The sequence below is a fragment of the Paenibacillus illinoisensis NBRC 15959 genome, from assembly GCF_004000925.1.
Classification (GTDB): domain Bacteria; phylum Bacillota; class Bacilli; order Paenibacillales; family Paenibacillaceae; genus Paenibacillus; species Paenibacillus illinoisensis.
In genome coordinates, this window is the sequence record NZ_BIME01000007.1 from 106,847 (window position 1) to 131,246 (window position 24,400).

The following is a 24,400-nucleotide window of genomic DNA, read 5'->3' on the forward strand; positions in this document are numbered from 1 at the left end:
AAGCGCAGAGTATACGTGTGCCCGAAGGAAGCTGTGTTTTACGTGAACGAACGTGAAGCATGGCTTCTTTTTCTTTCACAGGATTATGGTTGGGCAGCAGAAAGGGTATAAAAAGAAAGGAGCATTCTTTTCACATCCATTTATACTCACCGAGAGGGGAAAGACATCATGATTGAAGAACATGATAAGCAAGAAATAATTGCAAATGATACATACGAAGGAAAAGATCTGGGAGTAAAGATCGACGCTCAATCCTGCCAATTCAAAGTTTGGTCACCAGATGCCATTCAGATGGACGTGCTGCTCTACCCGGCATCCACTACCGAGCTTCCAGGAGGACAGGGAGGAACCGGGGAACAACGTGCCGAGCCAAAGGAATTCCTAATGGAAAGACAGCAGCAGGGCATCTGGTTGTTGAAGCTGGATGGAGAATGGAATGGTTATGGCTATATGTACCGGGCCACCTTCGAGGGAGGACGACAGGAGATAGCGGTGGATCCCTATGCAAGGGCAGTTACCATGAATGGTGAAATGGGAGTTATTATCAGGCTGGAAGAGACAGATCCCCAAGGATGGAGCCAGGATGTTCGTCCAGAGCTGAAGAGTCCGGTGGATGCCGTATTGTACGAGCTGCATGTGCGGGATTTTTCAATTCACCCTTCATCAGGCATGGTGAACAAAGGCAAGTATCTGGCTTTTACGGAAACTGGATTGTGCGATTCCGAAGGAAATACACTAGGGATTGATCATTTGGCCGAGCTTGGGATTACCCACGTGCACCTGCTGCCCGTGTTTGATTTTGCCACCGTGGACGAATCCAAGGCTGGAGACAGTGCATACGGTGATTCCGAGGATTCCAGCTATAATTGGGGGTATGATCCGCTGCATTACAACGTTCCCGAAGGCTCTTATGCCACACGTGCAGATGAGCCTGGTACACGCATCCGCGAGCTCAAGGCTTTGGTGCTGGCACTTCATCAGAGAGGGATTGGAGTGATTATGGATGTGGTGTATAACCACACGTTTAATACGAAAGGCAGTTCGTTTGAGAAGCTGGTACCGGGGTATTACTATCGTCAGAATGAGGATGGCACATACAGCAACGGATCCGGGACTGGGAATGAGGTAGCGACAGAACGTCCCATGGTACGCAAGTTTATCCTGGAATCGGTGCGTTACTGGGCAGAGGAATACCATATTGACGGGTTCCGGTTTGACCTGATGGGGTTGATTGATACGGCAACCATGAGGGAACTTGCTGCGGAACTGCATGAACATGTATCTCCATCCATCCTATTGTACGGTGAGCCATGGGCGGCATTGGACTCCCCACTAGGCGAGCGAATGACCCTCAAGGGAGATCAGAAAAGAGACGGACTAGCCGTATTCAACGATAATTATCGTGGAGCGATCAAAGGGGACAGTGATGGAGCAGAGAAAGGATTCGCGACAGGTGCGGAGGGAAAGGAAGAGGATATCTGGACGGGTGTAAGGGGAGCGATTACCGATTTTACGGCCAGTCCATCCGAGACGGTGAATTACGTAACAGTTCACGATAATCTGAATCTGTGGGACAAGGTTGTGCATACACAAGGACTGGAAGATCAGCTTGGGTTTATCTCCTATGATGATGAGGGACACATTCGAGGATATGACAGTGTGGAGCAGGCAGTACAGCATGCGAATCCGTATATGCAGATTGATCCGAATCATGTGCTGGAGAATGAAACGGTTCGGCGCTGCTTGCTTGCGAATGGCATTGTGCTCACATCCCAAGGCATTCCCCTGCTTGCGGCGGGAGATGAGTTTTTGCGCAGTAAATATGGCGATGCCAACAGTCACGAGAGTGGTGATGCCGTCAATGCGATTCGTTGGGAACAAAAACAGCGGTTCAAGCCGGTGTTCGATTATTACCGCGGACTGATTCGTCTTCGCCTTGAACATGCAGCCTTCCGGTTGAGAACCCGGAACGACATTGATCAACATGTAACCCTGTTAAAAAAGGATAAAAGCCTGCTTGCCTATGAGCTATCAGGCACGGCTGCCGGCGATTCCTGGGATCGGATTATCGTGATCTACAACGCGGCAAAGGAAAGCCGAATCCTCCCTATTCCTTCCGGAATGTGGAATATTGTTGTAGAGCAGGGACAAGCAGGTCTTGAACCCCTGCGTACCTTCAACGATGGGCAGGTCAGCGTACCGGCTATTTCCCTGATGGTCATGTATGCCAATAATTAAATTTTTTGCGTACTGTAGTAAAGTACCCTTTTCCGCTACGGAGAGAAGGGTGCTTTATTTTGTTTTTTTGATCAGACAGGTACAAATGCTGTCAATCTGCGGCGCTTGTTTACATATGCTGTATTTTGAAAGCGATTGCTGCAAGGGTTAGACCAATATCCAGCGAGTGACTTCATGAAAGCCTCTGTTCAACCGATATGTTGAGTACAGACAACCCCGGGTTGACAAATGACGTCCCGCTCCGTACCATCGGGACAACACGAAATCAATGGATATAAAGGCGGTGGGAACGATGCCGGAATGGACATCTTTTCGTTACGAAGGCAACGATCTTGGCTTAACATATACTCGTGCTTCCAGTACATTCAAGCTGTGGGCTCCAACGGCCCAGCAGGTTTCTATATTGGTTTTTGAAAATGAGGGCAGCTACAATGCAAGTGGATGGGTAACGGAACATGATGGCGGGCAGGCAAGTGACATGACCCGTGATGAAGATGGCATATGGAGCGTGAAGCTGGCAGGCGATTGGGCAGGATTTTATTACATGTATCGCATTACACACGATGATCAACGCACAGAAGTAGTGGTAGATCCTTATGCCCGCGCCGTGTCGCCCAATGGGCAGCGGACGGCCATTATTGATCTCGATACAACGTATCCACCGGATTGGGAGCTGGACGTGAAGCCTGTTTTTCAGCGGCCGGTGGACGCCGTCATTTATGAATTGCATGTGCGTGATTTCTCCTCCGATCCCCATGCCGACATTCCGTATAAAGGGAAATTTCTAGCCTTCACGGCTTCCGGACTGACCGACAGGGCAGGTCATCGTATCGGTGTGGATCATCTTGCCGAACTCGGGGTTACCCATGTGCATCTTCTGCCTGTGGCGGATTATCAGACGGTGAATGAACTGGAATCCGCTGAAGAAGGCACAACGTTCAGAGCACCCTATAATTGGGGTTATGATCCACAGCACTATAACGTCCCGGAGGGCTCCTATGCTATGGATCCGCGGGATCCGGCCGTGCGAATTCGTGAGTTCAAAGCCTTGGTGCAGTCTCTGCATCGCCAGGGTATACGTGTTGTGCTTGATGTGGTCTACAATCATACGTATGGTGTGGACGAAGGTCCATTTGAACGGATTGTACCTGGTTATTTTTACCGCTATCGGGCAGACGGCACACTGAGTAATGGATCGGGTGTAGGCAATGAACTGGCTACAGAGCGCCCAATGGTGCGAAAATATATTATAGACTCTCTCCTGTACTGGGCGGAGGAATATCATGTAGATGGTTTCCGTTTCGATCTCATGGGCCTGATTGACACCGATACAATGAACGAATTGACCCGTGAACTGCGTGAGCAGATTGATCCAGCCATGCTAATTTACGGGGAGCCGTGGACAGGTGGAGATTCACCACTGGATCGCAAAACCCTGAAAGGTACCCAGCGGGGTCAGGGATTTGCCGTATTCAATGATCATTTCCGCAGTGCGATCAAAGGGGACAGTGATGGCAGCGGGAAAGGGTATGTAACCGGAGCAGATGGCCTCGAGCATGAGCTGCTTAAGGGGATTTCCGGAGCTATCGATGACTTTACATCGTCACCTGTGGAGACCGTCAATTATGTCACGGCCCATGACAACTTGAACCTGTGGGACAAAATCGCAACCACGATGAATCTCAGACATGAATTGGGTTTTCCAGCGTGGAGAGACGGGCAACCGGTGGAGGGAGGGAGTGCAGAATCGGCGGTAAAGGCAGCAGATCCCTATCGGTATGTGGATGCTGATGATTTGCTTAACCATGAGATGGTTCGCCGCTCGCTGCTAGCCTCCGGAATATTGCTAACCTCTCAGGGGATACCTTTTCTGCATGCAGGGGATGAGATCCTGAGATCAAAAGCGGGAGATCACAACAGTTACCGCAGCGGCGATGCGGTTAACGCCATTCCGTGGGCGAACAAATCCCGTTTCAGACCTGTCTTTGACTATTACCGGGGTTTAATACATCTGCGCCGTACTCATCCTGCCTTTCGCATGATCAGCGCAGACCAGATCCGGAATCACCTTCGCATTCTACGTGCTGACGGTAATGCTGTCATATTCATGCTGCAGGATGGGGCCAATCAGGACATCTGGAATCGAATCATCGTGGCCTATAATGCAACAGCGTACCAGCAGCAGATACATTTGCCGGAAGGTGACTGGCATGTGGTCGTTAACGATCATCAGGCAGGTACAGACTCGATTGGGACGGTTAGCGGCATTGCTCCTATAGAGCGCTGGTCGTTAATGGTACTGTATGATATCGAACATGTTGGCGGAACGGAACCGGCTACAATTGAGATTAATGCTCCACGTCAGGTGTATAGCCCAGGTGAGACGGCGGGGCTGCGGGCGATTGTGCGTGACCGACTCGGTAATGTAGTAGAGAATTGCGAAGTCCTGTGGCGTTCTTCGGAGCCGCAGCGGATTCAGATCGATCCGGATGGTACGATTCATGCGAAAGAGACAGGTGAAGCAGCGATAACGGTTCAATGTGGTCATATCTTTGCTACAAGCCTCTTGCAGGTGGATCATCGCCATGCCGAACGAATTGAGCTTGTCGGTGAAACTGTTCTGTATACGACACGAATCAGTCGCTTCCGTGCATTGGTGCTGGATCAATTTGGGCAGCCGCTTCAAGGGACCGGCATACGCTGGCATTCGTCGAATTCGGATATTGCAACGGTCAGTACGGCTGGAATCGTTCGTGCCTTATCCCCAGGGACAGCGCAAATTACAGCCATGGCTGGCAGCATACAGTCTACGGCGACAATCAAAGTCCACAAGCACGTCTCTCGTCTCGTTACGCTTCGTTATGAACGGGAGGATCAACAGTACGAGGGATGGGATGTTTGGGTATGGGGCACAGGAATGGCAGATGGAGCGGTACCCCTTGAACGGGTGGGAAATGCCGCAGAGGCCCGTATTCGTGTAGCTCCAGGCCTGCATCATCTGGGGCTGATTATTCGGCTGAATGAGTGGCAGGCCAAGGATACCTGTGGAGACCGATATGTAGATATTGTGCCAGAAGACGGGAATGTGCAGATTGTTGTGCAGAGCGGTACAGACCAAATGCAGGTTATACGCGAGAGTGATGAAGAGGATAACCGTACCAGTGCATGAATCCTCTTGTTAGATTCGTATAGTAGCTGTAGATAAACCTAGAAGCAGCAGGCAGTCGGAGGGTATTTCCGGCTGTCTTTTTTTGGTACGCAGAGCTTGGATTTTGATGTGAAAAGGGGATGAATTGTACAAGCCAATGTTTGAAAAGCCCGTTCATTGGGGTATATATAGATATGGCCCGAGATTTGGCCACAGAAAAAGAAGACCCATTTGGTCTATGAGAGAAGCCGAATGCTTCCCAACACCAATACAAAGTAGGGATCCCTTGAAGGAGGATGTTCAATCATGAAATCCAACGGAAAAATGGCTCAACTTACTGCAACTCCACGAACTGAAAAGAAAGGTGCGGCATTGCGCCTGTTAAGACAAGGCGGACGTGTTCCGGCTGTCGTTTATGGTCCTGAGTTTGAAGGGGCCTCCATACATGTGGATGAAAAAGAAATGCTCAAGGTCGCTCGTACAGGTCGTTCCGAGATGTTCAACCTCAATCTGGAGGGTGGCAAAACCGTTCCTGTGCTGATTAAGGATCAGCAGGAGCGCAATGGACGTCTGCTGCACGTGGACTTCTTGCAAATATCCAAAAATAAACCGATCAGCGTAAGTGTGCCGATCGATTTCCAAGGTACGGCTGCTGGCTCCAAAGCCGGTGGTGTGTTCCAGACGCAGGAAACCGAATTGGAAGTGGAAGGACTTCCAGCCGACCTGCCGACTTCCATTGAGGTGGATGTCAGCGGGCTGGACATTGGTGATCGCCTGACAGCTGAAGATGTTAAACTGGATAAGGGCTTGACACTTATTACGTCACCCGATTCCATTATCGCATCCGTTATGCCACCACAAGCGGCTGAGGAAGAGCCAACAGCTTCTGCTGATGAGGCAGAACCTGTGGCTGCAGAGGAAGAGAAGGCAGCAGACGAATAATAGGGGCGTGGGAGTTCTGCTCCCCTACCCCAGACGAGAAGCCCGGTCATCATGACTGGGCTTTTTTTGCGATCGTAGAGATGGTTATAATAGATACAAGGATACACCGATCCGAAGCGGATCAAGGTCATATTTGCAAACAGGTCAGTATAAGTTCTTAGGAAAGTAGGCAATTTCATGTTTGATCCAACTGTGTACGACAATCTCAAGGTCGGTTTCGAGAACTATCTGTATGATCTCGACAATCTCGATGAGATCATTCACATATCCAACCGGAAAGACATCCTGGAGATGGCGAGTATGTCCAGAGAGTTCGTGCTGCAGTTCGTTCTAAGGGAGCATTCTGAGGTCAAAGCGGAGATTATACTCCGAAGCTCTCTGGAAGCGCTAGCGGCCGAAATATTGGAGTCACCCGGCAGCCAGCCGGGATGTCGGCTTGAGCTTCGATTTAGCCAGGAGATTCCTGAGCCAGACAGGCTATGTCCCGCAATTCGCTCCATCATACAAGTGAGCTGGCCAGATCAGCGCTTGGTACAGGACATTCATTTTGTGTACGGAGAGGAGCCCATCAGGTATAACGTTTCAAGTCATGTGTATTTTGATCGAAATGTGAATGAAGACCAAATGGGAGATATTCCGGAATTGTGTGAACATTTGGTGAACGTGTTAAAAAAATTAGTACAGCTGCATAATTAATCATCCGTAAAGCCCTGTCTCTTCCCACGAGACGGGGCTTTTTTGTCATTTTATTAGAATTGTTAAATAGGCTTTGAGGCTTAGGTATAAGGACTTGTATCTAATATTTTGCGCAAGATAGTCAGAAAATGTATATTAATAAAGGAGAAAAAGTGCAATAGAACTATACATAATTAGTGAATTTGCGAAATAATGAGTGGGACTAAAGATTTATAGATGTACTAAAGGAACTAGTTTTCCTTGCCGATAAAATATCGAAGGGGAGAAACTACATGACAGAGAAATTAATTCGTCTGCTGCGTATACTTCAGGCTATACAAGCGTATCCCGGAATCTCAGCCAAGGAATTGGCTGCGAAATGTGATACAACTGTGCGCACGATCTATCGCGATCTCCGGATTTTGGACAGGGTTGCCCCTATCATGAACGAAGGCTACGGCAAGGGTTATCGGTTTATTGGGAATTTCGCCTTGTATCCACTCGATTTCACGGAGCAGGAGGCTATGGTCTTCTCCATGCTTCCGTCTGTCCTGGATACTTCCCAATTGCCGGCTGAATTCGATGCGGCTTTTGACAAAGTGATGTCAGTCCATACCAAGCTAAAATCAAGAAACAGTGATATCGTGGAGAACATTGCAGGTATCATACGCATGGGAACGCCTGCATACCGGGAGGAAGGAAAAGACCCCAATCTGCTTATCCCGATTATTGAAGCTATTCTTAATCAGGAAACCATACGTACCCGGTATCGTACACTGACCAATAATGATATTACGGTCCGTGACATTGATCCCTACTATCTTATTCCACGTGATCAGCGCTTTTATCTCGTCGGGTATTGCCATCTGGTGCAGAAGGTGAGATTGTTTCGCATGAGCCGTTTTCTGGACGTAAATCAGACAGGTACCCACTTTGACAAAGCGGATTTCAACATAGCGCAGTATATGAAAAATACGTGGTCTGTTGATCGAGGGGACGAACATATTCATTTCAAGGTGAGATTTACTGAAAAAATGGCACCTTACATAAAAGAAGAAGAAATGTTTGTTCGTCCGCGCATGACGGATCTGCCAGATGGTGGATTGTTATTCGAAGTCACACTAAACAGCAGTCGTGAGTTCCTGATGTGGTTATATCAATTTGGCCCTCAAGCGGAGGTTCTTGAGCCCCGAGAATTTCGAACAGAGATTCGCAAACAACTGACTCATTGGTTGAAGCACTATGAGGGAGATGAATAATTTGATTGGTTATTTTAACTTGAAACTTGGAATGAAGGAAAAGGAGAAGAACATGTTATGAGCAGCAACTTATTTGCAGCCATGGATCGAATGGAGCATTATCATGGTATCCAGGCATTAAATGTAGATGATACCGTATTTTTGGTTAAGGATCCCAATAATCGTACAGATCATCAAGCGATCAAGGTGGTTATTCCACCAATAGGTACCGTGGGATATATCGTGAACGACCCAGTCTTTGTTCCTCACGGGTGCTGGGCAGGCTCTGGATTTTATGATGTCTTTCACCAGCAGACCTGTGCGAAGGTCCGGTTTACCATGAAAGATATGATTATTGTTGAGCTCATTGAAATGGTACATGTCCCCATCCCCCAAATGGAGTCATGGATCACAAGCTGGCAGTCACGGGAAAAAGCTTAACCCGTCCCTCGCAGCAATGGGGGCAGCTTTGTTATGACTTCAGTTCAATTTAGCTCATTGGCGGATAAGTCTTGTATAAGCTGCTTCGAGATGCATGGCCGTTCGGGACCAGCCAAACTGGTTCACGGCAATTGCTCGCCCAGCCTTGCCAAGAGATTCGGCTAGCTTTGGATCCCGGGCAAGCTTCTGAAGGCAAGCAGCAAATGGCTGAGGTTTGTCATATGGAGAAACCAGATAACCGCTGCTTCCGGACTCAATAATTTCTCGAATGCCACCATTGTCTGAAGCGATCACAGGCAGACCGGAAGCCATGGCTTCAACGTTAACTAACCCGAAGGCTTCGTGCATTTGAGACGGGCAGACCAGGCAATCAGCGGCCCGGTACAAGTGGTGTATCTGTTCATGGGCAATCTGTCCGAGAAAAGATGAACGAATCCCGAGTTTTCGGGCTAGCAGGCGCAGCTTGCGCACATAGACCTGCGGCCCCTTGCCTGCAATAATCAGCTGTACATCAACCCTCTGCTGCACAAGTGCTACTGCTCGAATCAGAATGTCCAAACCTTTGCCTGGAATCAGTCTGCCGACATACAGCACAGAAAAGGGTTGTGAACGCTCTGACGGTGTGGAGTTTGTTCCGCCGCTTAGCGCTGGAACGAAGCGGGTCAGATCGGCACCCAGAGGGATAACATTCATCAGATGTTTCACCGAAGGGAACCTGCGTCCTAATCTGTCTCTGAGGGACAAACTGTTGACGGCGATGCAGTCGGCTTGTCGTAACAACGCTAATCTTGACGGTCCAGGCTGAGCGAAGGTCAGGGAGTGAAGGAACAGGATTGCAGGGGTGTCAGGCAGGCTTCGTTTGATTCGGGCCAAGCAGCGTGGCCTGTTATCCACCTGGATCAGATCAAACGAATTTTCCTTTAAGAGCCGAATGACCGCCTGAATATATCGATCAGGATTGCTGGAAGGAACACGGCGGATCGTAATGCCTTCAAGCTGCTCTTTGGCTGGAAGACCAGGCATTTCGCGGCTAATGATTGTCACTTCATGACGCAGTGCAAGTTCGCGAGCGATACCCAGAATGCTTATTTCAACTGAACCGTTTCCAGGCACAGGTAGTTTCTCCGGTGCGACCATTACTATTTTCATTGGGCGGCTCCTCCTTGTCCCATACGCGTATCGAATCTTCGTCACATCTTATGCTTTTACGAAGCGTTTGGCGCCTCGGCAGTACCGAAGAAATAGGTACTTGTGATATAATGAACAGGTTGCAGATTACTCTTTAGGTGGATAGAAACAGGAGGAACATGATGTTACATTCAACACTGGGCCGCTTCCGATTACTGCTGTGGCTGCAGGGACTTTCATATGTATTATTGCTGTTTGTTGCATTCCCCTTGAAAAATGCAGGGATTTTGCCTCAATCGGTCACTTGGTTTGGTAATTTGTACGGTTTTCTGTTTTTGATGTATATGTTGTTTATGGTTAGTCTGTATACGACGCAAAAGTGGCGTTTACGCCGTCCGATTGCTTTATTTTTCATATCGTTTATCCCTCTGGGCAATTTCATTTATGACTTTTTTGTTTTTCGCAAAATGGATCAGGGTCAGGGTACGGTTAAATAAAGCTTGACTTTGTGTAGCGTTGTGAATATGATGAGAACAGGTTATTTGAACCGTAAGAAATGCACCAACTAAAACTGCATATTCCTGATGTTAAAGGGGAGTAGCTTTCACAGTAAAGTCGTCAATTCGGGATCACATCCCCGGCTTTATTGGCAGCAATTTGTTGTTAGCGAGACCTTTACCAAGTTTTCATGCTGGGTAAAGGTCTCTTTTTATGGATAAAAAAGGATCTTTACCAGCGATGGTAAAGGTCCTTTTTTTGTACATCATAAGGATACTAAGGAGGAGTCAAATTTGGATTTGTCATTATTATTGGAGTATGGATGGGTACTAATCGTCCTAGTAGTCCTGGAAGGATTGCTGGCAGCAGATAATGCTTTGGTGCTTGCGATTATGGTTAAGCATTTACCGGATGAGAAGCGCAAAAAGGCGCTATTCTACGGTTTGCTCGGAGCCTTCATCTTCAGGTTAGGTTCCTTGTTCCTGATCTCGTTCCTCGTCGATGTGTGGCAGGTTCAGGCGATCGGAGCGCTGTATCTTCTCTACATCTCGATTAACCACATTGCCAAGAAAGTTATGGGCAGCCGAAACAAGACAGACGAAGCAGCCGATGATGCACCGAAGAAAGCCAAGAAACAATCCGGTTTCTGGATGACGGTTTTCAAGGTTGAGGTAGCGGATATCGCTTTTGCGGTTGACTCCATTCTTGCAGCCGTAGCACTGGCAGTGGCGCTGCCACCAAGTGGATTGCCTCCAATTGGCGGGTTGGACGGTGGACAATTTATCGTCATCTTCCTGGGAGGATTTATTGGTCTCGTCATAATGCGTTTTGCAGCTTCCTTCTTCGTTAAATTGCTTCATTCCCGTCCGGGACTTGAAGTGGCAGCCTTCGTTATCGTTGGTTGGGTAGGGGTTAAGTTAGCAGTCATTACGCTGGCTCATCCTTCGCTCGGTGTTCTGGATGAACATTTCCCGGAAAATAAAATTTGGAAATTTGGATTCTATATCGTATTGATTACCATTGCTGTATGCGGGTGGTTCCTGTCTTCCAAAGTTCCAGCTAAAGAGGATGAAAATCCGGTTGAAGAGTTGGAAAAACAAGCAGGAAACTAAGCGTGTAAGCTTAACACAAACAACATATGTTGTCGTAAAAATCAGGGGCTGTATGGATACAGACCCCTGATTTTTTTAGTATATGCATATCCTTGCCAAACGGTTTATTTTCCAAGAAAAGGGTTGACATATCGAAACGAGTACTATTAATATAAGACTTATCATTTACGAAGGGAGGCCGAAAGACATGATGGTTGGTTATGATGTTCGATTAACACAGACACCAAGTCACGTAGATACAACTGCATATTCAGCTCATCGTCTCTTTGGCCTCTTGCGGGCGACATAGGAGAATCGGCATATCTTTTCACTGTTCATTATGCAGGCATAGATATGTCAATCTCGGCTTATATAGCGATGGAGAACAGAGGTATTGCATTTTTCATGCCGTCCTGTTCTCTGTTATTGTCATGAAGAAGTCATGGGCGATGCGTCCATGGCTTCTTTTTTTGTTGTATCGACTGAAGCGGACATGAACCATGCGATACAAACATTCCTTATTTTGAAAACAACTAAAGATGAAAAACAGGAAGGAAAAATCACCATTTATGAATACAGAACCTAATTTATTTACAAGTCAGAACGAATTTCCTGGCGGATATCGGCATGAAGTGAAATTGCCAGCAGGAGACTTGACGGTATATGCCGCACAGCAATTGTTTTCCTCTCTGGACTATAAAGTGTTTGAAATGGCTAACAACAATCTGCAAATTCCTGGCATTTCCTATATGAGTTATACCCCGGATGTTCATGTAGGTGTGGGAACCTGCATCGGCACTACGGCCGTATGGGACGCAAAGACGGGTTACGTTTCTCCATCCATCGTTGGTAGTGATATCGGCTGCGGGATGCGGGTGCATATGACCAATCTGCACAAGGATGATCTGAAAGATGTAAAATTGCGCCGCAAGCTGGTCAAGGCCATTGAAAAGGTATTGCCTATGGAGGCTAGTCAGCGTGGGCATTTCTCGGATATAAGGCTCGAACACATTGTTCGCAAAGGCTTGCACGGCTTGCCGAAAAAATATATTCCGGACAGTTACACGCCGAAGAAGTCGACATCCATTACCCATGTGGAAAGCAGCAAATTTGCCTACGATGAGGAAGTGCTCAATCTTGTTCCGGATATGACATGGCACCGTGCACACCGACAGCTGGGCACCTTGGGCGGGGGCAATCATTTCGCCGAAATCCAGTCTATTGAAATCGCAGAGGAAAATCGTGAGATCGCGGAAGCCTGGGGATTGGTTGATGGTCAAATTGTCGTCATGATTCATTCAGGTTCCCGTGCCTGGGGCGGACATGTGAGCCAGACCAGCTCGTCTGCCATTGCCAAAGTGATGCAGCGAAACGGGCTTGGTACATCGGATCCGAGACTGGTTTTTGCTCCGTTGGAACACGCCGAAGGCCGTCATTACGTCAACATGATGTATTCCGCTTTGAATTATGCTGTGGTTAACCGGCATCTGATCGCTTTCGCTATTCGGGAGGCATTCCGGGAAGTATTCGGACCCAAATGTGAATTCCGTACATTGTATGATCTGATGCACAACTATGCCTGGGAGGAATCTCATGCGAAAGAAGGCAGCGTATTCGTTCATCGCAAAGGGGCAACGCGTGCGCTGCCTGCCGGGCACCCGGATAATCCGAAACCTTATATGGCTACTGGCCATCCTGCGCTTATTCCAGGATCGATGGGGACAGCTTCGTATATCATGGTAGGTCAGCCGCAGGGCGAAGATAACTATTATTCGATCTGCCACGGTGCAGGGCGCATTCGTTCACGTACCGCAACCAAGCGTCTGGTTACGGTAGAAGATTTTGCATCAGCACTTGGCGTGGGTACAGAAGATGAAATTGTGGTGAATCAGCGATCACTCGAATCGATTATAGATGAATCGCCACAGGCATATAAAAATGTCGATGAAATTATTGATAGTGTTACCGGTGCAGGCCTGGCTCAGGTTGTAGCCAAATGCAAACCGCTTGCAGCTGTGAAAGGAGCCAAGTAATGATACTACCAAATGAAAAAGTAAATCACACCCAAGCGATCTATGCTTATGACCAAACACAGGACGACCAGATCCGAATCCAGGGCTATGCGACATATGCACGTCTGATCCGGGGCATTATTGAAGCACTAAGCAGCAAGTACGGGGTTCGTTATGAACTGTTTGCCAGTGATGATCCGAATAACGAATACTGGGAGCTGCTGAAGGAGGATTTGTTGAGCGATAGTAACGAAGTGGAGCTGGTTGCCCGTATTTTCGAGGATCTGGAGCTCCGTACCCTGCATTATGAAGATGATGGTGATGTGCCTACATATGGTGTGCATTATTCCATTCGGAACAACGTGTTTGCATATCCCAAATGGGGGGTTGCACTCGTCCGTATTCCCTTTTTCCGGGATAATGGCATTTACAATGAGGACTTTGTATTCGCGGTAGGTGAGGAAGAACTCAAGCAGTTTCTGGGCAGTGTGCGTGAACGGGAGCGTCAGCAAAATATGAAAAAGGTTACGGTGTATACCGATGCCCGCAATGGCAGTGAACGCCATGTCGAATCCATCACCCGCTCGGTGGGAAGAGACGATGTGGTTCTTTCGCCCCAAATTAAGCAGGATATTTTCCGCTCACTGGATCAGTTCTTCGAAGCGGATCGCTCCTTTTACCGGGAATATGATATTCCCTATAAACGGGGGATTCTACTGTATGGTCATCCGGGCAACGGGAAAACAACCTTGGTCAAATCCATTGCGGGCAGCATTCCGGGTCCAGCTGCATACTGGCAAATTACCGAGTATACCAACAGTGAGTCCGTTCGGGAAGTATTCGAGGCAGCCAAACGCCTGGCTCCTATGGTGCTGATCATTGAAGATATTGATTCGATGCCGGACGAAGTGCGCTCCTTCTTTCTCAATACACTGGATGGAGCAACATCCAAAGAAGGCATTTTTCTGATCGGTACAACGAATTATCCGGAGAAAATAGATCCAGGTCTCATGAACCGTGCCGGACGGTTTGATCGGGCTTACGAAATTCCGCTGCCAGATGAAGCACTGCGACTGCAGTACTTGCAGCAGCGGGGATTTTCGGTCTTTGCCGGCGAAGAAGGAACGCAGGAAGCGGCTCGGCTCACGGATACATTCTCCCTTGCACAGCTCGGTGAGTTATATGTCAGTGCTGCACTCGAATGGCATCAGAATGGCCAGACAGACATTGTACAAGTTATTCAGTCCATGCGGGGAGAGCTGGACAAGAGCCATAAGCATAACTGGCTGACTCAGCCAGGAAAGGGACGAGCCGGTTTTTATTAATACCATGCACCCCCAAATATTATACATCTCAATTGGATATACTACGGTTGTCTGCTCCTACATACAATGACCTTCGGGAGGTACAATTAAGCCGTTGAAGCTATTAAAGGTTGAACGGAAAGCAAAAATGAGTTGTTTCCTTGCTGAGACGGGCTTGTCGTGCGGATATGAAGCATATGAATAAAAGGTAATATACAACAATTTTTAATTCAGTTGTTTAAATGCTTCTGTAGCGGTTAATAGTAGACAGACAACAACAAAAACTTTTAATTGAGGTGAGTAGTATGGGTTGGTTATGGTCATTAATTATCGGTGGTATTATTGGATGGTTGGCAGGTTTGATCGTTGGTCGTGACATCCCAGGTGGTGTTATCGGTAACGTTATCGCTGGTTTCATCGGTGGTTGGTTAGGCGGCGTGATCTTCGGAGAGATGGGTCCTGAAATGGGCGGATTCTACATCGTACCGGCATTAATTGGTGCCATCGTACTTGTAGCAATCGTAAGCTTGATCTTCCGTTCAATGGGTCGTAGTCGCGGGTAACGACGTTATTGCACTACGAATCCATGGGAAATAAATGATGTTTCCCGTTTATAATGAAGAGGTTGATGAGAAGCCATATGGATGGCTTTCCATCAACCTCTTTTTGTTTTAAGATATATAGGCAGCGGTTCATAACGAAACCTTGGTTTGGGTGACTAGCAAGGTTTCCTAATAATAGATGAGTGCACGAAGGAGAGAGAGACATGGAGAAAGCGACATTTGCCGGGGGATGTTTCTGGTGTATGGTTACACCATTTGAAGAACAGCCAGGCATTCACGGAATTGTATCCGGGTATACAGGCGGTCACGTTGAACATCCCACATATGAGCAGGTCAAAACAGGGGAAACCGGACACGTTGAGGTGGTTGAAATCACATTCGATCCGGAACTGTTTCCCTATGAACGGCTGCTGGAGCTTTACTGGCCGCAGATTGACCCAACCGATGATGGGGGTCAGTTCCAGGATCGCGGAACCCAGTATCGTACAGCGATTTTTGTACACAATGAGCGACAGCGCGAACTGGCGGAGCAGTCCAAGCAGGAACTGGCCGCAAGTGGACGATTTAACCAGCCCATTGTGACAGAAATCCGGGATGCGGTTGTGTTCTACCCGGCTGAGGACTACCATCAGGATTACCACAAGAAAAATGAAAAGCATTACAAGGAAGACCGTGCCCAATCCGGACGGGATGAATTTATTGAAGCAAATTGGAAGTAAGACAATGGAAGATCATATAGCAAAAGCCGGGCAGGCTCCTTTTGGAGTCGACCCGGCTTTTTTTTATCAAGGCTGATGAATTATTTTGCGGACATGGACTTAAGCACATGTTTGGATAGTGTATCATCCTGAATGGTGTAGAGGACACCATTGACATACGTTGAAGGACTTATAATAGAAGGAACCGAAGCACTGGCTGTGTACACATGCACGTCTTCCAGGGTTTTGGGGTCCACAATATAACCTGTTTTGGCAAAATCAAGTTGATACTGTCCACCCTGTGTCCGCTTCACTTGCATCAGCACAGGCTGTTGATCTTTGAACGTGCGCTCGGTTACTTTGCCTTTCATGTTGTACAGCTCCAGCTTGGAACCTGTAAACAGGGTATATCCGTCGCCTGCTGTCTGAATGAAGGCATTACCTGGAATGCTGCGTCCCCAAGCGAGCTTGCCATCTTCTCCGAAGCCCATGAGTTTGTTGCCCGTGTTCTCAAAGTTGGCACGCATGATGACGGAGCCATCGTTCAGTATGGCAAGTGACTCACCACCGCCGTCTCCCTGCGTGTTTGCATTGCTCGGGAATTGATAGAAGGACAGGCGAGTGAGCGAACGATCATAGATCTCCACTTTGGGATTCGCTGCAGGCTGCCAGTAACTGCCGACTTTGATTCGTTTGCTCGCATCTACCACAATGCGGTCACTGCCTGCCTGGAGCACAGCACCATTAATCGTCTTTTCGGTAATCAGCTTGCCCTTCTTGTCATAAAGCGAGATAGCGGTTCGAACCGAACCGTTGGACTGTGCACCTTGACTGGAAGCGACTAGCAAGGTTTCGTCATCGAGAAGATACAGATCGGAAGGCGCATTTACCGTTCTGACCCAATTCGTTTTACCGGATGTGTTAAATGAGTATACTTTCTTGGTTCCATCCGAATATTCCATATATACATAGGCTGTGCCGTAACTGGTGTATATTGAATCGGAGTAGGTCGTATACGGCCCGCTTTTCTCATGAAAAATATAATTCCATTTCACTTTGCCGGTTGTCGCATCCAGGGCCTGAAGTGTATCCAACTGCCAGGCCAGCGTTGTGGCACTACTTGTTTTGGTCACAGGCTGGGAGGAATGTACGTATACCAGGTTTTTGGCAGGGACAGCGTTGATCTCCTTAACCAGAACGTCTTTCTCCGTGTTGACTTGGGATTGCATCAGTGAAGGCGAAGTCCAAGCAGGTTTGGGAAGCGGCTCACTCTGTACTGCAGCATAACCCGTTGTATTCATACTGAAGAGGAGCACGCCGCTGAGTAGCAGAGCTGCCCATGTTTTGGTATTGCGTTTGTTTAATGTAAGCAAGTTATAAACCACCTTTCTTCGGTTCAAAATAGAACCGATTGTTGAATTCTACCATTTAATCCAGTTGGAATTCAACCTGAGAGACTGTAACCTTTTATCCGTGATGTATCATATTATCTATGTTTGCTGAAGTGTAACGGTTACAGGGAATTCATCTTCTTCCGAACCGGGTAGAAGTTTGTTATATTAAGTGCGGTAATCATGGTTAATTCTAACCTAGGCACGATTCAGACAGAGGAATGTACAAGGAGAACAGACATGAATTGGAATGACAACTTAACCCCTTGGGTAATTGGATTGATCGCTGTACTGTTGCTGCTGGCCTGGGTAATTCGGCGATTCATCCGGCGGGGACAGCGTATACGCAGTGAAGCCAACCCTCGCAAGATTTCAATCAAGGACATCGATAAAATGGAAGATGGTTCGGAGTTTGAGTTGTACCTCTTTCATTTGTTTCAACAGCTCGGATACGAAGAAGTTCACAAGACGACCAGCAGCCGTGACTTCGGAGCGGATCTTGTGTTTACGGACCGGCTGGGCAGACGTAATGTGATTCAGGCCAAACGATATGGAGCGAATCATCCGGTTGGTTTGAGTGCCGTGCAGGAGATTTACACCTCGATGCGTTATTATGAAGCAGACCGCTCAATCGTTCTGACTTCAGCGAGGTACACGGAAGCCTGCCGAACCCTGGCTGCGGTCAACGGTGTAAAGCTGCTGGACCGGGAAGATCTGATGGATCTGATTGTCCTGTTCAAGTCGAGAAGAGTGGAAGAAGCCATGGAGCTCATTGAAGAAGATGATCAGGAACCGGTAGAAACGTGGCAATCGAGACGAAAACGAACTACACGCTAGAGTTCTAAATTAGAAATACATTAATCAGGCCCGATTGGGCCTTTTTACGAGGAAATTAGGCAGGGTTCACCTTCACTTGCATGCCTGCACATGATATATTGAGTGTATTCAACCAAAGGAGAGTGTATATCCATTATGGCACGTACCCAAACACAAAAAGCATTACGCAGAGCAGAGCGCTCAGGACAATATTGTCCCGAACAGAGCCGAAGAGTAAACGAAAATTATGGTGCATTATCCCAACATGTTCGACTCATGCCAACCAAACAAGAAAAACTGCAAAAGGTCAAACACAAGAAGCGGATCATCCAGGATGGTGGTGCTTCTTTTTATTTTGTCCACGGGACGTGCGGCAAGGGCGCTTAATGAATGTTTTACTTAACGCTTTGGTTGGATTGCTTCATTGAAGACTGATAAAATGGAAAAATAGGACAAACTGTAAAATCGTAAATGCGAACCATGAATCCTGTGAGAAAGGACGAATGAACCATCATGACTACAACCCTGCGCACGACAAAGGCAGCTGTTCGGCGCTTTTTGCTGCATACACAATTGCTGCTGGAACGCTGGCCAGCAGAATCGGGATCGTCCGGACCGGATCAGGTTATGCGTCTGATTCGTACGTTAGGCTGCGTGCAGATCGATCCGGTTGCAGCAGTGACCGGCAATCAGCATTTGGTTCTGGGTGCCCGCGATCCGGGGTACGATCCTGCATATTTACATACATTGCTCCGTGAGCACAAGGTATTTGAGTATTTTGCCAATGCCGCATGTGTCATCCCGATGGAGGACTACGCGTACTTCGAACCTGTGCGTGCAAGATTAAGGGAACGGCTTAATCCATCCCTCCAGGGTCTGGAAATAACCGTACAGCATGTTCTGCAGCGTCTTGCAGAGGAAGGACCGCTACCCTCCAAAGCATTTCGTGCGGTTGAACGAGTCAGTGGTTATTGGGATCGTCCGGATGCACCGAAGACCAAGGATACAAGTCTTGCACTGAACCTGCTGCTGGATACTGCCGCCATCCGGGTCGTTGCAAGGCAGGGCAATGAACGATACTTCCAGATCACTGAACCGCATCTGGTTCAACAGAGGCCTGGCCTTCGTGTCGAACAGGAGGCGGATATACAACAGCAGGCACTCCTGGATAAATACATCCATGCCTATCGGGTAGTGGATACCCGTGATGCCAGACTCGGATGGCTGAAATGGTCCGCAGCAGAGCGGCGTGCCCAGATGGCTGCACGTGTGACGGATGGACGAATTATTCCTCTGGAGATTGAGGGGGTTATGACACCCTACTACATCCGAACAGAGGATGAAGAGCTGCTGCTGAGAATGCAGCAGGACGAGACACATTATGAGGCATCCGGTCCGGTCCGTTTCTTACCCCCATTGGATAACCTGCTCTGGAGAAGGGAACGGATTGTGGATTTGTTTGATTTTCATTATAAGTGGGAGATTTATACGCCTGAAGCGAAACGGACGTATGGCTATTACGCTATGCCCATTCTTCACGGGGATCGGCTGATCGGACGGATGGATCCCAGACTGGATCGTAAAACGGGAACACTCACGGTCCGTTTGTTATCCATGGAGGAGAGCGCTCCCCCCGTGGAAGATTGGATGTCCGATTTTCGGGATGGACTCATCTTCTTCGCAACCATGCATGGGGCGCAGTCCATCAAGGTGGAAAAGACAGTACCTGCAGCACTAAAAAAGGGATTGAAGTCCCTCTGATCCTCTGATGCATGAAGGGTACATGAGATTGAAAAAGATAAATCATTCACTCTATAAATCTGAACATAACAAAAGGAGAGCCCCAAGGCTCTCCTTTACGTTTATATCATTTCGTTTGATGTACGTACCCGCGTTGCGTTATCTCTGATGAGCGATTAGCGCAGATGTGGTACTTCCACATTGGGATCCACATCAGCTTCGTAGTCCACGCCATCGGTCTCAAAACCAAACAGCTGGAAGAACTCGCGACGGTACCCTTCGAGATCCGACAGATCGTAGATGTTGTCTGTGGTCAGCTCATTCCAGAGCTTCGCGACTTCATCCTGCACATCCTCTCTCATCTCCCAATCGTCAATACGAATCCGTCCTTGTTCGTCTGTTGGAACGTCCCCTCCAGCATACAGTCGATCAGCGAACAGACGCTGCAATTGCTCGATACAGCCTTCATGCAGTCCTTTTTCCTTCATGACTTTGTATAAGGCAGAGATGTACAGCGGCACAACAGGAATCGCGGAACTGGACTGGGTGACAAGAGCTTTCGCTACAGTCACATATGCACGTCCACCCGTCGCATTCATGCGATCATTCAGCTTGTGTGCCGTCGCCTCCAGATGATCCTTCGCCTGACCAATGGAGCCTTCACGATAGATGGCCTGTGTCAGTTCAGGACCGATATAGGAAAATGCAATCGTCGTTGCGTCGTCAGCGAGCACGCCGCCTTGCTGCAGTGCATCCATCCACAGTTCCCAGTCTTCGCCGCCCATTACCGTTACCGTTTGACGAATCTCTTCTTCAGTTGCAGGCTCCAGGGTAACGGAAGTAATTTCGCCCGTATGGAAATTGACTGTTTTGTTCGTGTACGATTGTCCAATCGGTTTCAGCACGGAGTTGGAAACTTCTCCGGTGTTCGGATCGGTGCGCCGTGCGGATGCCACACTGTAGACCACAAGGTCAACTTGGCCGAATTCGCTGCGGATCAGCTCAACTGCTCTTTCTCTCGTTTCGTTAGCAAATGCATCCCCGGTGATGCTGTAGGATTTCAGGCCTGCTTCTTCCGCGGCCTTCTCAAATGCAGCAGAATTGTACCATCCTGCCGAAGCGGTGCGCTTGTCCGTCGAGCTGCTTGGGCGGTAAATACCGATGGTATTCGCTCCTGCGCCAAACGCGGAGACAATACGTGATGCGAGTCCGTATCCGGTAGAAGCACCGATAACGAGCACATTACGTGGCCCCTTCAGCGCCGGCTGGGATTTCACGTATTCAATCTGTTCTTGCACCTGTGCGGCACAACCTACAGGATGGGAAGTCGTACAAATAAAACCACGCGTTCTTGGTTTAATAATCATTCATTGGCATCCTTTCATTATCAACTCATGTGTCAATAGTTAGTCCATATTCTCCATTGCATACCTCCTTATTGTAAAACAATTGTCACCGAAACGGAAACCGTTTCATTTGAATTCGTCAAAAGGGTGGCATTGATTCCCTGATTTTGCGATGATAGTTCATAGCATTTACAGCAATGAATCGAAAGGAACACACGCCCATGCTGAAGGAACGGATTGAATTTCTGAGCAAAAGAAAGCAAATTTCCCGCAAAGATCTTGTTGAGGGTCTGGTGACACAGGCTCATTTTGCGAACATACTGGCGGATCGTTATCCGCTCCCCGAGGACTTGGCTGAAGCCATTGCTTCACGCCTGGCAGTCAAGCCGTCTTATCTGCTGCATGCAGCCGATCAGAGTGAGGAGACGCTGGAACGGGCAGAGGCTATTTTTGCACAGCTGTCCATGCCGGCTTCGGTTATACCGGAAGACACCGTACATGCGCTGGAAGACCGGGATGATGCGCTGACGGTTGAACTGACGACCGCTCTTATGAAAGCAGTGTATTACCAGCAGCTGAACGACGCAGCCGCTCATGAATACATCCATACTTCCTATTTGAATTATTATTTGGAGAAATACGGTCGTCCGGATGATGTGGATCTGCCCCGTCCGCTGGCGAAAGCCCTCTTGTATTACAAAGTGCAGTATTATCGTTCCAAGCTTGCATACGTCGACGTGTTGACTCATGCAACAAGGCTCAGTGAGCTGGCTCTCCCTGGTAGTGAATTTTGGCTGTCCGTACAAAATATCAAAATGGAAGCCAATATTCAGGTCAAACAATTTGAAGAGGCCAAACAGGTCTTTGAACTGACGATGCGGCATGTGTATGATCAGCGTCTATTCCACCGCTTGTCGGGTTTGTATGTTGCATATAGCGGTTATTGCTTCGCCATGGGGCTTGTGCAGGAAGCCCTCTCGGCTCTTACGATGGCGGAAGCCAACCTGGTGTATGCCGGGAATCAGGGAGATCTCGTTACTGCAATTGCAAACAATCGGATTGTCATGCTGACCATGACGGGTGAGTTAGACAAGGCTCAGACCGAGATTGAGCGATTTGAGACGCTGCTAATGCAGGAACCGGAAGAAACACAGCAGGCGATGAAGCCGCTCATCTGTGTGTATCGCTGTGAGGTGGCACTTGGCCGCAAACATTGGGGCATGCTTGCGCAAAGTGTGGATCAACTGCTGACATGTGCAATAACAGAGGATCAACAGATGAGTGGAACGTTTTATCAGAGTCATCTGGCCTTGGCTCATGGGAATCGTGAAGCGTTTATGGAACGGGCCCTCGCATGCCTTCCCTATTTCGAATCGACACAGCATGCAATGAGACTGGAGCTGTTATATGAGGGACTCGCGGTGGTATCCGAGGATCAGCGCAGGTATAAAGAGGCAGCGATGTATTATAAGAAGCTGGTTTATCTGCTGCGCAAAAAATAAGGGAGTAAATCGGCTTGAAATGCATGCTTGGATAACATTTTTTGTTCATCGGTGGTCCAATTTCTACAAAATAAAAGATTCTCAGACCAATTAAAGGGCCGATACTCGGCTCTTTTTTTGCTAATTAAATGAACTAAACATAAAAATCAGCTATCATATCACGATTGAATTTACGGATTTGGCGTTTATTTTGTATACAGTCAGAAGTATATTCAAGGCGAAGCCCTCCTGTTTATAATTAATATATAACAAAAAACAAACAAATGAGGTGTTTCGGATGGGATGGTTTAGCAAGAAGAACAAACAGGAAGACGCCATTGCAAAAGCAGATCGAATGATGAATAAAGGACTTACCGGCCTGATGATGAAAGGTTTCGTATCCAAGCGGCACCGGGAAGCGATTAATCAGAGTCTGGATTCGGCGAAACAGGCACAACTGGCGGCGACGGGTTCACTTCCCTTAACTGCCACGGCTACGGTCGTGACGATTACCGATACAGGCAAGCTGATCAACTTCGATCCCATTGTGGTACTCGTATTGGATGTAACGGAGACGAGTGGAAGACAGTATCAGCGAACGCTGGAAACGCTAGTGTCCAAGATGCAGATTCCCCGGGTGGGAGACCGGGTTGGATTAGGTCAGAATCCTGCGAATCCGTCGGAACTGATTTATATGGGATTGTTGACAGGTTAAGTGTTCACCCCAAGGATTAAGCACAATACGGATAGAGAGTAGTTTAGGTTATTCATATAACAACGAATTATAGAGTTGAAGGAGTGGGGGATTTGACAGGTATATTGAGAATGATTGGTGTGTTGACCGTATTCGGGGTGGGATTTTCGCCATTTCTGGCACAGCAGCTCTGGAATGATCCCTTTATCATCATGCAGGCATGGTGGTATAAACCGGCGATCTTTGCAGGTTTTGGACTAATTTTCATTCCTACCATTCTAAGTAACATCTTCGGCGTGGGTCGGGTGAAGTCAGGACTTCCTGCTGTGGGCGTCATTCGAAGCGTTCAGCAGACAGGCACGTATATTAATGAACAGCCAGAAGTACGGCTCAGCCTGACTGTATCGCGCAAAGGGCGGGAGAAATATGACGCTGAATTGAAAACGGTCGTCCCCCTTACAGCGCTGGCACAGTTTCAGCCAGGAAGTTTTGTTCCGCTGGTCGTTTCCGAGAAGGATGAGCGTAAGGTGGGGATTGATCTGAAAGGACAGCTATCGCAAGCGGACCTGCAGGAACTGCTTAACGAGAAGATGATCCAGGAGGGTGCTTCTCCAGATATGATGGATATTGCCCGTACGGGGGAGAAAGCGATGGCCAAGATTCTCGACGTCACCCCGCTGGGAAATTCGGGAACAGGCAAGATCAAGCTTCAGCTCACGCTCAGCGTGACCCCACCGAATGGGGAGACGTTTCAAGTGACAACGAAAAAGGATATTCTGCCTTCCGCCCTGTTTCAGGTTCAGCAGGGTCACATCATTAACGTCATCTATTCCAAGCAGGATCCATCCAAGCTGGTACTTGCATTGAATGTACAGGAAGAGCAGTTAAGCCATTTGTTCTCATCGTGATCCATATGTTGAAGACGGTTCTCTCCACAGAGGAGGAACCGTCTTTTT

Annotated in this window: 21 protein-coding genes; 18 read left to right on the plus strand and 3 right to left on the minus strand. The window is 48.1% G+C overall.

The annotated features are described in order from the left end of the window. The first annotated feature begins 168 nt into the window (after positions 1-168). The 6 genes from pulA (PIL01S_RS17820) to PIL01S_RS17845 all read left to right on the plus strand — a co-directional run bounded on the left by pulA (PIL01S_RS17820) (position 169) and on the right by PIL01S_RS17845 (position 8,682). Entirely contained in the window at positions 169-2,238 is a 2,070-nt protein-coding gene (gene pulA / locus PIL01S_RS17820) for a type I pullulanase (protein WP_127538675.1), read from the plus strand. Positions 2,239-2,530: 292 nt separating this feature from the next. Beyond that, the gene (gene pulA / locus PIL01S_RS17825) at positions 2,531-5,407 is read left to right on the plus strand and encodes a type I pullulanase (protein ID WP_127538676.1); all 2,877 of its coding nucleotides are present in this window, start codon (positions 2,531-2,533) and stop codon (positions 5,405-5,407) included. 285 nt (positions 5,408-5,692) lie between these two features. Then, the gene (locus tag PIL01S_RS17830) at positions 5,693-6,328 is read left to right on the plus strand and encodes a 50S ribosomal protein L25 (RefSeq protein ID WP_127538677.1); all 636 of its coding nucleotides are present in this window, start codon (positions 5,693-5,695) and stop codon (positions 6,326-6,328) included. A gap of 177 nt (positions 6,329-6,505) precedes the next feature. Then, positions 6,506-7,024, plus strand: coding sequence for a hypothetical protein (locus PIL01S_RS17835; protein ID WP_127538678.1), 519 nt, complete (start codon positions 6,506-6,508; stop codon positions 7,022-7,024). A gap of 272 nt (positions 7,025-7,296) precedes the next feature. Next, positions 7,297-8,262 (plus strand): helix-turn-helix transcriptional regulator, encoded by a 966-nt coding sequence (locus tag PIL01S_RS17840; protein ID WP_127538679.1) that lies wholly within the window; start codon positions 7,297-7,299, stop codon positions 8,260-8,262. Between the two features lie 57 nt (positions 8,263-8,319). Further along, on the plus strand, positions 8,320-8,682 hold the full coding sequence (locus tag PIL01S_RS17845; protein ID WP_127538680.1) for a DNA-binding protein: 363 nt from the start codon (positions 8,320-8,322) through the stop codon (positions 8,680-8,682). Positions 8,683-8,736: 54 nt separating this feature from the next. Here PIL01S_RS17845 and PIL01S_RS17850 read toward each other — a convergent pair whose 3' ends face one another. After that, positions 8,737-9,831 carry a glycosyltransferase family 4 protein gene (locus PIL01S_RS17850; RefSeq protein ID WP_127538681.1) on the minus strand — a complete coding sequence of 365 codons (1,095 nt, stop codon included), beginning with the start codon at positions 9,829-9,831 and terminating at the stop codon, positions 8,737-8,739. A gap of 161 nt (positions 9,832-9,992) precedes the next feature. On the opposite strand from PIL01S_RS17850, the gene PIL01S_RS17855 reads away from it, so the two are divergent. The 6 genes from PIL01S_RS17855 (at position 9,993) to msrA (ending at position 15,997) form a co-directional block, all read left to right on the plus strand. After that, positions 9,993-10,307, plus strand: coding sequence for a DUF3817 domain-containing protein (locus PIL01S_RS17855; RefSeq protein ID WP_164764269.1), 315 nt, complete (start codon positions 9,993-9,995; stop codon positions 10,305-10,307). A 294-nt stretch (positions 10,308-10,601) separates the two neighbouring features. Further along, positions 10,602-11,420: a TerC family protein gene (locus PIL01S_RS17860; RefSeq protein ID WP_127538683.1), complete on the plus strand. Its 819-nt coding sequence runs from the start codon at positions 10,602-10,604 to the stop codon at positions 11,418-11,420. A 548-nt stretch (positions 11,421-11,968) separates the two neighbouring features. Next, positions 11,969-13,432, plus strand: a complete 1,464-nt coding sequence (locus PIL01S_RS17865) for an RtcB family protein (RefSeq protein ID WP_246058430.1) — start codon at positions 11,969-11,971, stop codon at positions 13,430-13,432. Next, entirely contained in the window at positions 13,432-14,736 is a 1,305-nt protein-coding gene (locus PIL01S_RS17870) for an AAA family ATPase (RefSeq protein ID WP_127538684.1), read from the plus strand. The genes PIL01S_RS17865 and PIL01S_RS17870 overlap by 1 nt, the downstream gene beginning before the upstream one ends. 284 nt (positions 14,737-15,020) lie before the next feature. Beyond that, positions 15,021-15,278, plus strand: a complete 258-nt coding sequence (locus PIL01S_RS17875; protein WP_127538685.1) for a GlsB/YeaQ/YmgE family stress response membrane protein — start codon at positions 15,021-15,023, stop codon at positions 15,276-15,278. A 203-nt stretch (positions 15,279-15,481) separates the two neighbouring features. Beyond that, positions 15,482-15,997, plus strand: a complete 516-nt coding sequence (msrA, locus tag PIL01S_RS17880) for a peptide-methionine (S)-S-oxide reductase MsrA (RefSeq protein ID WP_127538686.1) — start codon at positions 15,482-15,484, stop codon at positions 15,995-15,997. Between the two features lie 80 nt (positions 15,998-16,077). Here msrA and PIL01S_RS17885 read toward each other — a convergent pair whose 3' ends face one another. Beyond that, positions 16,078-17,349: a hypothetical protein gene (locus PIL01S_RS17885; protein ID WP_127538687.1), complete on the minus strand. Its 1,272-nt coding sequence runs from the start codon at positions 17,347-17,349 to the stop codon at positions 16,078-16,080. 258 nt (positions 17,350-17,607) lie between these two features. On the opposite strand from PIL01S_RS17885, the gene PIL01S_RS17890 reads away from it, so the two are divergent. From PIL01S_RS17890 to PIL01S_RS17900, 3 genes are all read left to right on the plus strand, one after another. Further along, a complete protein-coding gene (locus PIL01S_RS17890) occupies positions 17,608-18,204 on the plus strand; it encodes a restriction endonuclease (RefSeq protein WP_127538688.1) in 597 nt (198 codons plus the stop codon). 135 nt (positions 18,205-18,339) lie between these two features. After that, positions 18,340-18,570, plus strand: coding sequence for a hypothetical protein (locus tag PIL01S_RS17895; protein ID WP_127538689.1), 231 nt, complete (start codon positions 18,340-18,342; stop codon positions 18,568-18,570). Positions 18,571-18,696: 126 nt separating this feature from the next. Then, a complete protein-coding gene (locus PIL01S_RS17900) occupies positions 18,697-19,944 on the plus strand; it encodes a winged helix-turn-helix domain-containing protein (RefSeq protein WP_127538690.1) in 1,248 nt (415 codons plus the stop codon). A gap of 155 nt (positions 19,945-20,099) precedes the next feature. Here the strand turns inward: PIL01S_RS17900 and fabV are convergent, their stop codons facing one another. Further along, positions 20,100-21,290 carry an enoyl-ACP reductase FabV gene (gene fabV / locus PIL01S_RS17905; RefSeq protein ID WP_127538691.1) on the minus strand — a complete coding sequence of 397 codons (1,191 nt, stop codon included), beginning with the start codon at positions 21,288-21,290 and terminating at the stop codon, positions 20,100-20,102. Positions 21,291-21,490: 200 nt separating this feature from the next. Here fabV and PIL01S_RS17910 point away from each other — a divergent pair, with 200 nt between their 5' ends. The 3 genes from PIL01S_RS17910 (at position 21,491) to PIL01S_RS17920 (ending at position 24,352) form a co-directional block, all read left to right on the plus strand. Beyond that, positions 21,491-22,771 (plus strand): XRE family transcriptional regulator, encoded by a 1,281-nt coding sequence (locus PIL01S_RS17910; RefSeq protein WP_127538857.1) that lies wholly within the window; start codon positions 21,491-21,493, stop codon positions 22,769-22,771. Positions 22,772-23,048: 277 nt separating this feature from the next. Beyond that, a complete protein-coding gene (locus tag PIL01S_RS17915; protein ID WP_127538692.1) occupies positions 23,049-23,465 on the plus strand; it encodes a hypothetical protein in 417 nt (138 codons plus the stop codon). Positions 23,466-23,548: 83 nt separating this feature from the next. Further along, positions 23,549-24,352, plus strand: coding sequence for a hypothetical protein (locus PIL01S_RS17920; RefSeq protein WP_246058436.1), 804 nt, complete (start codon positions 23,549-23,551; stop codon positions 24,350-24,352). Positions 24,353-24,400 lie beyond the last annotated feature (48 nt).

What these genes read in the sequence shown, in the direction of transcription:
- PIL01S_RS17870 (WP_127538684.1), top strand. Translation starts at nt 13,432, where the DNA reads ATGATACTACCAAATGAAAAAGTAAATCACACCCAAGCGATCTATGCT.
- pulA (WP_127538675.1), top strand. Translation starts at nt 169, where the DNA reads ATGATTGAAGAACATGATAAGCAAGAAATAATTGCAAATGATACATAC.
- PIL01S_RS17835 (WP_127538678.1), top strand. Translation starts at nt 6,506, where the DNA reads ATGTTTGATCCAACTGTGTACGACAATCTCAAGGTCGGTTTCGAGAAC.
- PIL01S_RS17875 (WP_127538685.1), top strand. Translation starts at nt 15,021, where the DNA reads ATGGGTTGGTTATGGTCATTAATTATCGGTGGTATTATTGGATGGTTG.
- PIL01S_RS17890 (WP_127538688.1), top strand. Translation starts at nt 17,608, where the DNA reads ATGAATTGGAATGACAACTTAACCCCTTGGGTAATTGGATTGATCGCT.
- PIL01S_RS17855 (WP_164764269.1), top strand. Translation starts at nt 9,993, where the DNA reads ATGTTACATTCAACACTGGGCCGCTTCCGATTACTGCTGTGGCTGCAG.
- msrA (WP_127538686.1), top strand. Translation starts at nt 15,482, where the DNA reads ATGGAGAAAGCGACATTTGCCGGGGGATGTTTCTGGTGTATGGTTACA.
- PIL01S_RS17840 (WP_127538679.1), top strand. Translation starts at nt 7,297, where the DNA reads ATGACAGAGAAATTAATTCGTCTGCTGCGTATACTTCAGGCTATACAA.
- pulA (WP_127538676.1), top strand. Translation starts at nt 2,531, where the DNA reads ATGCCGGAATGGACATCTTTTCGTTACGAAGGCAACGATCTTGGCTTA.
- PIL01S_RS17910 (WP_127538857.1), top strand. Translation starts at nt 21,491, where the DNA reads ATGCTGAAGGAACGGATTGAATTTCTGAGCAAAAGAAAGCAAATTTCC.
- PIL01S_RS17915 (WP_127538692.1), top strand. Translation starts at nt 23,049, where the DNA reads ATGGGATGGTTTAGCAAGAAGAACAAACAGGAAGACGCCATTGCAAAA.
- PIL01S_RS17845 (WP_127538680.1), top strand. Translation starts at nt 8,320, where the DNA reads ATGAGCAGCAACTTATTTGCAGCCATGGATCGAATGGAGCATTATCAT.
- PIL01S_RS17850 (WP_127538681.1), bottom strand. Translation starts at nt 9,831, where the DNA reads ATGAAAATAGTAATGGTCGCACCGGAGAAACTACCTGTGCCTGGAAAC.
- fabV (WP_127538691.1), bottom strand. Translation starts at nt 21,290, where the DNA reads ATGATTATTAAACCAAGAACGCGTGGTTTTATTTGTACGACTTCCCAT.
- PIL01S_RS17895 (WP_127538689.1), top strand. Translation starts at nt 18,340, where the DNA reads ATGGCACGTACCCAAACACAAAAAGCATTACGCAGAGCAGAGCGCTCA.
- PIL01S_RS17865 (WP_246058430.1), top strand. Translation starts at nt 11,969, where the DNA reads ATGAATACAGAACCTAATTTATTTACAAGTCAGAACGAATTTCCTGGC.
- PIL01S_RS17900 (WP_127538690.1), top strand. Translation starts at nt 18,697, where the DNA reads ATGACTACAACCCTGCGCACGACAAAGGCAGCTGTTCGGCGCTTTTTG.
- PIL01S_RS17830 (WP_127538677.1), top strand. Translation starts at nt 5,693, where the DNA reads ATGAAATCCAACGGAAAAATGGCTCAACTTACTGCAACTCCACGAACT.